Consider the following 13,153-nt stretch of genomic DNA (forward strand, 5'->3'; position numbering starts at 1 on the left):
TCCTACGATCCCGTTTCTGCGCGCAGCTCCAGCAGCGCGTCCCGAAGCTCGGCCGCCCGCTCAAACTGCAGGCTTTTTGCCGCTTCCTTCATTTCTGCCTCCAGTCGCTGAATGAGCGACTGACGTTCCTTTTTGGACATCTTGCTGCCATCCGCACCCGTGAGGTAGTCCGCCTTGCTCTCCGCAACCTTGGTTGCTTCGATGACATCATGGACCCGCTTGCGAATCGTCTGAGGCTCAATGCCGTGTTCGCTGTTATAAGCCATTTGAATAGCGCGACGTCTTTCCGTTTCCTTGATGGCACGATCCATGGAATCGGTGATTTTGTCGCCGTACATAATCACCCGGCCTTCGCTGTTGCGTGCTGCCCGTCCGATTGTTTGAATCAGAGAACGGTCGGAACGCAGGAAGCCTTCCTTATCCGCATCCAAAATAGTAACCAGGGATACCTCCGGCAAATCAAGGCCTTCTCTCAGCAGGTTAATGCCGACCAGCACGTGGAAAACGCCAAGTCTCAAATCACGCAGGATGGCAAGCCGTTCCAGGGTTTTAATATCGGAGTGGAGATAGCGGACTTTAATCCCGACCTCTTTCAAATAGTCCGTCAAATCCTCCGCCATTTTTTTCGTAAGGGTAGTGACGAGCACTCTTTCGTCCTTCGCCATCCGGTCTCTGATTTCATTCAGCAAATCATCAATTTGCCCCTTGGTTGGACGTACTTCAATGATAGGGTCCACAAGTCCCGTTGGACGTATAATCTGCTCCGTCATATAAGGGCAATGCTCCAGCTCGTAAGGGCCGGGAGTTGCCGACACGTAAATCAGCTGCTTTGTTTTTGCTTCAAATTCCTCAAAGCGCAGCGGACGGTTATCCATCGCCGACGGCAAGCGGAAGCCGTGATTAACGAGCATTTCCTTACGGGCGCGGTCTCCGTTGAACATGGCTCGAAGCTGCGGCAGTGAAACATGGGACTCGTCAATGACAACCAGCATATCCTCCGGAAAATAATCCAGAAGCGTATAGGGCGTAGCCCCGCGTTCCCGGAACGTCAGCGGGCCGGAGTAGTTCTCGATGCCGGAGCAAAAGCCCATCTCCGCCATCATCTCCAGATCATAGCGGGTGCGCTGCTCCAGCCGCTGCGCCTCCAGCAGCTTGCCCGCTTCGCGCAGCTCCGCCAGTCTCTCCTCCAGCTCGCGCTCGATATTAACCAGCGCTAGCTTCATCGTCTCTTCCTGAGTAACGAAGTGGGAGGCAGGGAAGATAGCTATATGCTCGCGCTCGCCAACAATTTCGCCTGTTAATACATCAATCTCCGAGATTCGTTCGATTTCATCACCGAACAGCTCTACCCGTATGGCGCGTTCATTATTGGCAACAGGGAATATTTCAATAACGTCTCCCCGAACCCGGAACGTGCCTCGCGTAAAGCTGATATCATTTCTCGTATATTGAATATCCACAAGCTTGTGAAGAATGTTATCCCTGGACTTTTCCATGCCGACTCTGAGCGACAGCACCAGACTGGCATATTCCTTAGGCGAACCCAAGCCGTAAATGCAGGAAACGCTGGCCACTATAATGACGTCCCGGCGATCAAACAAAGCGCTGGTCGCGGAGTGTCTGAGCTTGTCGATTTCGTCATTAATGCTGGAATCCTTTTCGATGAAGGTATCCGTTGAAGGAATGTAAGCCTCGGGCTGATAGTAATCATAATAGCTCACAAAATATTCTACGGCGTTGTCGGGGAAAAAGGTCTTGAACTCGCTGCACAGCTGCGCTGCCAGCGTCTTGTTGTGAGCGATGACAAGCGTTGGCCGGTTCAATTCCGCTATGGCGTTGGCAATGGTATAGGTTTTGCCCGTGCCGGTTGCCCCCAGCAGCGTCTGATGGCGCTTGCCGGCTTTGACGCCTTCCACCAAGTCCTTGATCGCCCGCGGCTGATCCCCTTGAGGCATAAACTCGCTCCTCAGTTGGAAGATGCTTTCTCCTTGCACGGGTTTAGCCAATTCTTTTCCCTCCAGCCCATTAATATCTTTAATAAGGTCTATACAAGTTGAACAACTGTGAAAAGGGCCGCCGTGTGAAAAGTTCTTCCGATCGCAGTTGTTCCCAGATTTCCCTGAATAAAAGGGTTAAATGGTGAAATCCAGGAACACAAACGACCGCTTCGCTTCTCCAGAACCATTCACACTCTGGCCTACCGCATGTTTCTATTGTTTAACTTATATAGCTACAGTATAGTCGACTTTTATGTCATGCAGTCCAACCCCAAAATGGGAATGTGTGTTCTTGTCATTATAACGCCAAACCGCCATTGATTGCAATGGCGGTTTAATGGAATGGAAGCTATTGCCGTGTTCTCCATTGCTCCATCCAGGCAGCAACGCTCGCCGGAATCGGAAGGTCCAATTCTTCTCTGAAAACGGTCTCCAAATAATTGTAATAGAAAAGAACTCTGTCGTATTGACCCAAACGGTCATACAAAGTCAAGATGGCCAATCCCTCTGCCTCGTGAAACGGGTCCAGCCCCTGAATCCTCTCCAGCAGACGAAGCTGTTCCTCAAGCCGTCCCTGCTCCTTCAGATGGCTTGCCAGCAGGCGAGCTTGCCCAAGCCATAGCTGGCGGATTCTCTCCCGTTCATGCTCCGCCCACAAATAATCATGATCTCGCAAATATCCACCGTCATGCTCTGCCAGCAATTCCGCGATGGTATCGTAGCCTGCAGGGAGGTTCTCGCGGGCTTGCTCTATTTGACGCTCCCATTCCTCGGTTTCGACCGTCACACTTTCTCCCAGCCGAAGAATATAGCTTTCCTGTATGCTGACATTGCTGATGGTGATATCCAGATCCAGCGCCTGAAGACACTGTCTGATCTGATAAATGACGGTATAGAGCTGGGTCATGGCCTTTTTCTTGTCCAGCTCCGGCAGCATGAGCTCAAGGATGGTCGATTTATGAACGGCTTCCCCTCTGCGCATCAGCAAATAGGCAAAAAGCTCCTGTGCCTTGTTTGTACGCCATTTCGGCAGCTCCGGCGACTGGCCCGGTTTTCCAACGAGTATGGTGCGTGAGTTGAACAGCACCTTGGGCTGCCGCCCCGTATCTGGCCTGTCCATCTCCTGAAGCGGCCTTGCCCGCAGCAATAACCGCTGAAAGGATTTCTCCAGTCTCTGCTGAACAAGCGGCTTTAGCAAATAGTCGATGGCATTCAGCTCAAAGGCTTTGATCGCATAATGATCGTAAGCCGTCAGAAACACGATGCTGATATGGGGAAACCGCTCCTGCAGCTGCTCCGCAACCTGCAATCCGGACAGCTCTGGCATGTGAATATCCAGAAATGCCGCCTGCGGCTTAAAACGCTCCGCCATCTCCAGCACCTCGACGGGATTTTGCAAAGTAACGATTTCAATAGCTTCCAGAAGCGGCTCGGCAATAGAGCGCAACGCTTTTTCCAATTGGACGAGAGCCAGTCTTTCATCGTCTACAAGCATTATTTTCAATGGAGAGCACCTCTATTTCCAAATCTGTTGACTGCGGCTTATATATGTACGGCTTCTATCAGCAAAAAGTTGTGTTGATGGAACAAATACTGTCACCATTATATACGATTTATTGACAAAATAATGTTCAGAAATTGTCTAGATGCATCCGTTATAATCTCTTTTGTTCGCATATTGCCTGCTCTGCCGCGTACTTAAGAAATTTACATACATTTTTCTGAGCAGTTCAGCGTTGGCGGTCAAACAACAGGATTTACTATTTTGAAAGGAATGATACACATGAGAGCTTCACGATTAAAACGAGGAGGCAACCCCCTGCAGAGGAGGATTCTGCACTGGCTGGGCATCAGCGGGGCTCCTCTGGGCGCAAAGGATGCTTTGGTGCGAAAAAGTATCGCGCTGGCGCTAACGCTAATGATGGTATTGCAGAGTGTGCAGCTTGCTGGCGTTATTCAGCATTCGTCGGCTGCAGGCGTTCCGGTACCGGACAGCATCATGAAGCAAACCTTGCTTCTGAACGGCTCGAGGCTTGGCTCGGCAGAAGAAATGATGGCCTATTTCGCCTCTCCCGCAGCAGGTCCAAAAACGCTTGCGTATTTTGATGCCAGTGGCGCTATTGGAGGATATCCCAATGAATTTGAAACTCAATTGGGGCAATCCCAATACCCATTCACGCTTCTATACGAGTGGGAAATTGATCCCAACATCGCAACACAAGGCGGAGACTATACCTTTAACCTGCCGGCAAGCTTGAAATTGGAGGGCGATTTGAACGGCTCTCTGGGTCCTGCCGGATCGTTTACTGTCAACCAAGCAGCCAAGCAGGTTACGCTTAACTTCGTAGCCCAGGATGTTGCCGATCCCGCTGAGCTTTATCTTAGCGGCGGCTTGCAAATCGAAACGCTGCTGGAGGAAACGACAGTTATTACGGACAATGAGCTTATCATTGAAATCCCCGTAAATGCCAGCAATACCGTAACGATTAACCTTCCGGTTAAGTGGACTGGCTCCAGTCCTAACATTACTAAGAATCTGGATAATACCAACGGTGTTGGAAATAGCGGACTTGACCGCTTGGTAAACACCTCCAAGGTTTTCTGGACAATGGATGTCAATACCAAGCTAAGCACCATTACTAAACCCGTTATCGTTGACACCCTGCCTGATGAGCTTGAGTTTGTCAGCCTGGAAATCTATCCGTTGACCGTCAATCTTCAGGGCAACATCACTCAAGGAGCAGCTGCGCTGGATCCTGCAACGGATTATACCGTTAATTATGTGCCATCCGCGCCTGGCGTTCCCGGCACAATTACAATTGAACTGGTAGGACCTGGTCACCAGCCTACTTCAAAGGCATACCGCATCTTTGTTGCAACGGACGTAAAAGGTACGGCGGACATTACGCAAGACGGCAAGCAGCTAACAAACAAAGTCGCCTTACTGGATGACGCTGCTGAAATTGCCTCCAGCAGCGCGCAAGTAACCGTGAAGCGCGGGCCGCTCACCAAAAAAACAAAAGGCAACTATTCAAGCGATACTAATGGAGCCGGAAACAACCATACGGTGAACTGGACGCTGGAATACAATTTTGGTCAAATCCAAATGGACGATCCCGTTATTACGGATATTCTGCCTGTAGGCCACGAGCTTGTGCCTGGAAGTCTTACGGTGACCAAGGTAGAGGTTGCCGATAACGGTACTGCGGCTGATCCCAAGGTGCCTATCGTTCAAGGCGCGGGTGCTGATCAGTTTTCCTTGCAGGAAATTCCGGCCTCTGCCGGAAATGACCGGACTGAAGCAAATAAGTTTGAGCTGACGCTTAACGGAACAATTGCCTCCGCCTATGTCATCCAATACCAGACCCGGTCCAAGGACTCGGTTCCTGTAACGGAAAACAATAACAAAACCAATACGTTCAGCAGCAGCTTTGACCCCACGAAAAGCAGCAGCGAATCCCACAGCTATGTACAAAGAGTTATAGACAAGTCGGGCCAGCTTACCAACTATGCAAGCAAAAAAATCAGCTGGAGAATTGACCTGAACAACAATAACTATTGGTTCAAAGGTTCTGCTTCAGAGCCGTTGAAGCTTGTGGATACATTCAATCGTCTTGGGCTTTCTCTTGATGCAGGCTCCCTGGTCATCACAGACAGAAGCGGAACCCAGTTGACGGAAGGAACTCAATATACCGTCACTCCCACACATGACTCCGAGTCCAGGGAAACGGGATTCATCATTACGTTTGACAACAGTTATTCCTTCAATCAAAAGCACACGGTGACATACACAACAACCTTCGACTATGAGCTGTATAGCAGCAGCAATCCCTGGAATCCGACAAGCAATCATACCTTCCAAAATACAGGGCAATTCCTCTGGGAGCAAATCGTAGACAAGGCAACTGGCACAACCGAGCTTCAGGGCAAGGGCAGCCAAAGTGATTCCGACACAATTAAGCCTAACGACTATACGCTGCATAATGGCTACAAAAATGGCAGCTATGACGCAACAACAAAAGAAATTACATGGAATGTGCTCTTTAACTACCATAATGAAACAGTGGATTCCGCCAGACTGGTTGATATCTTGCAGTCCGGACAGGAGTATGTGGACGGTTCGCTGGTAATTAAAGAAATGAATCTGGCAGCAAATGGAAATCTGAGCGAGGGAGCACCCGTTCTGACTGGCTACACCCCTGCCTACGTGCCGGGAAGCGGAAGCACAAGCGGGCAATTGCAAATTGATTTTACCGCTCCCATTAACGGCCCGCATCTCGTAACCTTCAAGACGACGCTAAAAGGCAAGCTTGTGCCAAAAACCGTCCATAATACAGCTACCTTTAGCAGCAGCAACAGCCTGCACAAAGCCACCTTGAGCGCAAGCGTATCCCCTTCGTTCGGAGATACCTTTGTCGACAAGCGGATAAGCCAGCCCGAAGGCTCGAGCGGCTGGAGACTGGCGGAATGGACTATCTGGATGAACCCAAGCTTGTCGCAGCTTAGCGAAATCAAGCTGGTGGACCGCCCGGATCAATTTCAAACACTGATACCGGAGTCCTTCATGTTGTATGAAGCGGTGCCGAACAAAGCAAATCCTAATGCTTCCGGCGCGCCTCAGAATGGCGACTTTACATTGACGCCGGTTGACACGGATGATTACAGGTTGACATTCGACCAAAACCCGGCGGACCCGAATCGGTCGATGTTTACGCTGGAGCTGCTGAATCCGCAAACAACGGAAAAGGCCTATAAGCTGGTTTACCGGACTCTTCTGGCCGAAAATGTTGGAGGCAACACAACCAATAGTTATGAGTTTAGCGCAAAAGAACGGACGGTTACATCCACTCAAGCCCAGGAGCGCCATTCCTTCATCAAAAGCAGCGCAGACGGATTTTCGTTCCCTGGCAGCACCAACTACAGGGGCAGCGTCACGCTCAAGAAGGTAGCGGCAGACAAGCAGGACGAACTGCTCTCCGGCGCTGAATTTACGCTTAGGGCTAAACAGGGCAGCTACTCCGTAGATTTGACGACTGACAACACGGGCACTATTACATTTACCAATGTGCCGTTTGGCCAATACGAGCTGATTGAGAAAACCGCTCCGGCAGGCTACAAGCTGGACCTCACTCCAATCGACGTAGTCATCAATTCAAAAACAAATGTTGAAGTCACCGCCGAAAACGTGATCGGCTCCGGACGTATCGGAGATTATGTCTGGTGGGACAAAAACCGCAACGGCCTTCAGGATGCCGATGAGGACGGAGTTGCCGGCATTACAGTCAAGCTCTTCAAGGACGGCGATCCTGACACCGCCATTGCTACGACTACAACCGACAATGACGGAAAATATTTGTTTGATGATCTTGAGCCAGGCGACTATTATGTCCAGTTCCAATGGCCTCAGGATTATGAGCTTACCAAAAATGTATCCGGAAGCCCCGGCACGGATTCCAATCCGCTGGACAGCAACCGGAAAACGGACAAAATTACAATTGACCGCAGCAATAACTTCGAAGACCTGACCATCGACCTTGGCCTCGTGCCAAGAGGCGCGATTGGCGATTATGTATGGCTCGATTGGGACCGTAATGGCCGTCAATATACGCATGACAAGGAAAAAGGCCTGAACGGCATTGAGGTTGTTTTGTATAAGGAGGTTGGCGGAGCTGCCGTTGAGGTTGAACGCACAACAACCGGCAATCATCCTGTTGGCCATGACAAAGCGGGCGAGCCTGGCTACTACTGGTTTGATCAGCTGCTAGGCGGCAAGTATTGGGTGGAATTCCTGCTTCCCGTCAGCTACAATCGGACAACAGCCGGCGTTGGACTGGATAACCAGGACTCCAACCCAACAACGGATGAAGGTACAACAGCCGATAACCGCACCAAGTACAGAACTGGAGAAATCAATATCGGACCTGCCAAATGGATAGATCCAACCATCGATTTTGGCGTTGTTGCCTTGGGCAAAATCGGCGACTACGTTTGGTTCGACAGCAACGACAACGGCATTCAGGAAGCCGGAGAACCCGGCATCCAGGGCATCGAGGTCAAGCTGTACAAGGATAACGGAGCAACCCGCGAGCTTGTGGATACCGTCCAAACCGATCTGGATGGGAAATATCTGTTCGACCATCTGGAAGCAGGTAATTATTATGTATGGTTCCAAACGCCATCCATTTATGATCTGGCAAAAATGGAATCCTCCGGCTCCACTAGCGATAATGATTCCAACCGCATCCATACAAGCGGAGCTGACAAAGGCCTGACCGTAAATCCGATTCCAATCGGCCCAAGCAAATGGGAGGATATGACTATCGACCTTGGCTTTACCGGTAAAGGAGCAATCGGAAACTACGTATGGCATGACCGCAACTGGAACGGCATTCAGGATGAAGGTCCTGAGCATGGCATCAACGGCGTCAAGGTTTCTTTGTACCGCGATACGCCAACAGGCACGCCTTACAAAACCACAGTAACCAAAACGGATAACGGACGTCCTGGTTACTATAACTTTAAGGAGCTTCCGCAGGGCACGTATTACGTGAAATTCGAATACCCTGAGGAGTATGACAAAACGGTAACAGAATCAGATAACGACGCGCCGGACGGCTCCAACTGGATCGATAGCAACCATATCACCAAAGCTATCGTCATTGGGGAAAACGAAACGCCTTACGGCTGGGTCAACCCAAGCATTGATTTGGGGCTTGTGGCCAAAGGCGTAATCGGCAACTACGTTTGGCTGGATCGCAATCGCAACGGCATTCAGGACGAAGACGCTTCAGAAGGCCTGAATGGCATTACTGTCAAGCTATTCAAAAATGGCACTACAGGCCCGGCTTATGCCGAAACCGTAACTGCTAATGGCCCTGACGGAAAACCCGGCTATTATCTGTTCGATAATCTGGCAAGCGGCAACTACTATGTTCAAGTCGTTTTTGACGACAACTATGAGGTGACGCTTGCGGAGCAAGGCAGCGGCGCAGGCGCTGACGAGCTTGATTCTAATGCGACACATGCAAACGGCTTTACCGATGTAATCAAAATCGGCGAGACGGCTCCAAAGGGTTGGGAGGATCTCACGATTGACTTCGGTCTGGTCCGTAAAGGCGCAATCGGCGATTACGTCTGGATCGATGTCAACTACAACGGAAAACAGGATGAAGAAGACGCACGTGGAATGAACGGCGTTACGGTGAAGCTGTTTGATACCGACAAAAAGCTGATTGCCCAAACCGTCACGGCCGACAAAAACGGCAAACCTGGCTACTACCTGTTTGACCATTTGTTCGCCGGCGACTATTTTGTTCAGTTCACGACGCCATCCGGTTATTTCGCGACCAAGGCCGGAGCTGCCGGCGTTGCGGCTGACGAAGATTCAAATCCGATTTTAGGCGGGTACACAGAGGTTATTTCTATCGGGGGCGCTGCACCTGCCGTATGGCGGGACATGACGATTGATCAGGGGTATTACTTTATTATTAATCCTCCGATCTTCCCGACACCGACGCCTTCGCCTGGAACGGAAGAGCCGGGAGCAACGCCTACACCAGGAGGTCCAACGCCGACGCCAACGCCGGGTGGACCAACACAAACAGAAACGCCGACACCAACACCGGCTCCGGGCACAACGCCTGCGCCGACGCCAACAACCGGTCCGACACCAACTCCGGTAACTGAAAAAACGGATGAGGAAAAACCGGTAGGCGGCACTGTGAAGGTACCGTCGGAGGGCACGACCGAGATCGGCACTCCGCCTGCTAACGGCGGCATTACGATTACGCCGGATGGCAAATGGACCTATACGCCTAAACCGGGCTTTACAGGCAAGGACAAATTCTCTGTCATTGTAGTAGACAAAGATGGCAATGAAGAGGAAATCTGGTTTGAAATCGACGTTGATCCCATTCCGGAGGGCGGTATAGACAGCTCGCCAGATGGCGTAACCAAGCTGCCAAAAACCGGGCAGGAAAGCTATCTGCTCTTCTACCTGCTAGGCTCCATCCTGATTGGTGGAGGCATCGCCCTCCGATTGGCCAAGAAACGTAAAACCAGCTAATAGAGAAAAAGCAGCACCCGTATAAAAGGTTAGTTCCATTGAAAAGGGCTTTCGCATGAAAAAGGCTTTCGCACCGAAATGATGCGAAAGCCTTTTTTTCTTATAAGCTATGTTCTCCCGAATCAGCCAGCCTCTTCAGTTCCCGCAGCCTTGTGGATTGAAGTTTTTAAGTCCGTTGATCCACACTCACTACACTATGCCTGGCGACGATTGGATGCTTTTCTTGCCTTTAACCAGCCCACGATCGAAACCGACAGCCCTCCGGCGTAGAAATTCGCCGCTTCATCCGGCGCCAGAATAACGCCTAGCTGATGATGCTCGCCGGCATATCGGGCGCGCTGGGCAAATTTCAATTCGCCGGACTCGTTCAGGATCTCCAGCTTGCAAAAGGCCGGATTCAGCGCCAACGCGTCATATAGCTCCGCTTTGGAATAGACCTTTTTCCCGTTAACCTTCTGCAGGATTTCTCCCGGCAGCAGGCCCATCGCTTCCGCAGGCGTGCCCGGCACAATGCCCAAAATTCTCAAGCCCCTGGCATCATGAACAAATAGCGGCGTTGCACGGCGCTCCGCAATGGAGCTGCGCCACACCAGCGCTTCGTGCAGCGCAATGGCGAATACAGCAGCGACGGGCAGAAGGACTGGCCATTTCCAGGCCGCAATGGAGGCTGCCGCAAGACACAAGCTGTAGACCAGCAAGCCTTTGGCCGTATGCCTTGCCTTTTGGCGCGGCAGCATGGTTTTGGTCAATTCCGTAAAGCCGATTACCATCGGCAGAGCAACCACCGTCCAGCCAGCGGAATCGGCTCCGGCAAACAGCGGCGTCCAGGGAAGCATATCCCACGCGCCTGCAGCCGCCCCTCCTCCCGCTTCTACAGGAACCAACAGCAGCAGCGGAATGGGCCAAAAGCCTTGCAGCATGTAGCCGCCAACGAGCTTTCCTCTTTTGCCCTCAAGAAACAATGGCGTTTTCAGACGATCCCCATGCCAAAAAACAAGATGCGCTTCGGCCAGATGGAGCAGGGCTACAAGCAGCAGCAGGCCTGCCGCATCAATGGCGGCTAGCGAGGCTACAAGCTCCCCTAGCCAATCGCCTCGGCTCGCCAGCCCCGTAAAGCCCGCAAGCCATTGCAGAAGCGCAATAATGCCCGCGCTATAGGCGAAGCACAGGTAGCGGATACGTACCAGCATAAGCAAAGCAGCAATGCTCCAGAGCCATAAAACGGCCGCTGGCGTTATCGCCGGACCCAAAAACAGGGACGCCGCCGATAGGCCTAGCCCGATCAGCATGCCGACGCCTATCGCGGTCAGGGTTAACCGGACCCAATTATGCAGCTTAACGGCAAACAGCTGCCGCTCCACTCGGATTTGACGCAAATAATGCATGGCAATGAGGAATACCGCTATATAGTAAAACGGCTGCGCCGCCATGCCGAGAACAGCCGAGCCAATCGAAGACAACATCGCTTGAACTGTATCCACCGCTTATTCAACTCCCCATGTGGTCAAAAAACAAGAAGGCCCTGCTTCATCAAACGAAGCGGACCTTCTAGTAATTCGACGTGCGGGAGCTATTTCCTTCCCAATGCTTTAATCGCCGCCTGCAGCTGGATGTCATGTTCATCCTTCTGCAGCCACGAGATCACTTCCTGCTCCAGCTTATCTGCTGTCTTCTTGTCAATGACTCCATTAGCAGGCAAGCCGCTCTTTTGCTGGAATTGCTTGACCGCTTGAACCGTTTCCTGGCTATAATAGCCATCGGCCCGCGACGGATCAAAGCCAAGGCCGTGCAGCATCACCTGAGCGCTGCGCACCGCCTCGCTCAAGCTGTCCGGCTTCAATGAATCCTCCAGCGTAAGACGAGCCACTGTATAAAGCTCATGCGGCTCTACAGCAAGATCAGGGGTGATGCCTTCGCCATGAATCCAGTTTCCATTTGGCGTCAGCCATTTGGCAATGGTCATTTTGACCAGGCTTCCATCTCCAAGCGTTTTATTGTAGCTGACCTGAACGGTGCCTTTGCCAAACGATTTTTCACCAACCACAGTAGCTCCAGCAGCTTCCTGCAAAGCGCCTGCCAATATTTCGGACGCGCTTGCGCTGCCTTTGTTGGTCAATACCGCGATGGGATATTTCTTTTGCTCCCCGCCCTTGGCCAGCGTCTTCTCCCGGTTTCCGTTGCGATCCTCCACCTGCACCACCGTCGAGCCTGGCTTCATAAGCAGCTGGGACATCTCCACCACTACCGGAAGAACGCCTCCCGGATTGTTGCGGACATCCAGCACCAGCCCCTTCATCCCTTCGCCCTCCAGCTTCTCCAGCTCTTCCTTGAACCGCTTGGCCGTATTCATGGAAAATTGGCGAATTTCGATGACTCCGATGCCATCTGGACGAAGGCTGCCATAAACCGTCTCGACATCAATGTCGTCTCTGATCAGCACAAGCTGTATCGGCTCGGAAAAGCCGGTGCGCTGCACAACGATTTTGGCTTTTGTCCCTTTGGGACCCCGTATTTTGGCAACGGCCTCCTGGAGGTTCAGCCCTTCCAGACTTTCTCCGTTGACGGAGATCAAAACATCCTTGGCAAGCATGCCGGAGCGTTCCGCCGGAGAACCTTTAATAGGCGATACAACGACGATTTTATTATTATCCATCGTCACCTCGGCGCCAATGCCGGAAAAAGAGCCTTCGATCGACTCCGAAAAATGCTGGGCGTCGTCCTCCTCCATATAGACGGAGTAAGGATCGCCAAGCGCATTCATAATGCCGTTAACCGCGCCGTCAAGCAGCTCCTTCCGCTCGACCTTTTCATAAAACTTGGATTCGATCAGCTCCAGCACGGCATTGATTTTGGCCAATTCGTCCTGCCTGAGCGAGCTTGCCTTGCCTTCATCGGCAGCGGCGGCAACCGCGGCAAGCGGCTTTTTCGTCCCCAGCCATTGATCCGCGACCGTTATTGTAACAACTGCAGAGGCGATCATGGTCAATAGAACAAACGTAATGACTGTACGTCCTTTAAAATACACCCGGTACACCACCTTCTTGATTTCGAAGCTGCAAGACCATCATAGTATATGACAGGCATGGGATCA

At 51.6% G+C, this 13,153-nt stretch carries 5 protein-coding genes; 1 reads left to right on the forward strand and 4 read right to left on the reverse strand.

What is annotated here, in order from left to right; all coding sequences use genetic code 11:
* Positions 1-2: 2 nt before the first annotated feature.
* Positions 3-2,006 (reverse strand): excinuclease ABC subunit UvrB, encoded by a 2,004-nt coding sequence (gene uvrB / locus A7K91_RS19650; RefSeq protein ID WP_068685914.1) that lies wholly within the window; start codon positions 2,004-2,006, stop codon positions 3-5.
* A gap of 340 nt (positions 2,007-2,346) precedes the next feature.
* On the reverse strand, positions 2,347-3,492 hold the full coding sequence (locus A7K91_RS19655; protein WP_245697710.1) for a response regulator: 1,146 nt from the start codon (positions 3,490-3,492) through the stop codon (positions 2,347-2,349).
* Positions 3,493-3,780: 288 nt separating this feature from the next.
* Between A7K91_RS19655 and A7K91_RS19660 the strand changes: the two genes are divergently transcribed.
* On the forward strand, positions 3,781-10,062 hold the full coding sequence (locus A7K91_RS19660; RefSeq protein WP_068685918.1) for an SdrD B-like domain-containing protein: 6,282 nt from the start codon (positions 3,781-3,783) through the stop codon (positions 10,060-10,062).
* 194 nt (positions 10,063-10,256) lie between these two features.
* Here the strand turns inward: A7K91_RS19660 and A7K91_RS19665 are convergent, their stop codons facing one another.
* Both A7K91_RS19665 and A7K91_RS19670 read right to left on the reverse strand, forming a co-directional pair.
* Positions 10,257-11,543 carry a PDZ domain-containing protein gene (locus A7K91_RS19665; RefSeq protein ID WP_068685920.1) on the reverse strand — a complete coding sequence of 429 codons (1,287 nt, stop codon included), beginning with the start codon at positions 11,541-11,543 and terminating at the stop codon, positions 10,257-10,259.
* Between the two features lie 89 nt (positions 11,544-11,632).
* A complete protein-coding gene (locus A7K91_RS19670) occupies positions 11,633-13,087 on the reverse strand; it encodes a S41 family peptidase (protein ID WP_068685922.1) in 1,455 nt (484 codons plus the stop codon).
* Between the last annotated feature and the right edge of the window lie 66 nt (positions 13,088-13,153).

It is taken from the genome of Paenibacillus oryzae, assembly GCF_001675045.1.
In the GTDB taxonomy this organism is placed as follows: domain Bacteria; phylum Bacillota; class Bacilli; order Paenibacillales; family Paenibacillaceae; genus Pristimantibacillus; species Pristimantibacillus oryzae.

What these genes read in the sequence shown, in the direction of transcription:
- A7K91_RS19655 (WP_245697710.1), bottom strand. Translation starts at nt 3,492, where the DNA reads ATGCTTGTAGACGATGAAAGACTGGCTCTCGTCCAATTGGAAAAAGCG.
- A7K91_RS19660 (WP_068685918.1), top strand. Translation starts at nt 3,781, where the DNA reads ATGAGAGCTTCACGATTAAAACGAGGAGGCAACCCCCTGCAGAGGAGG.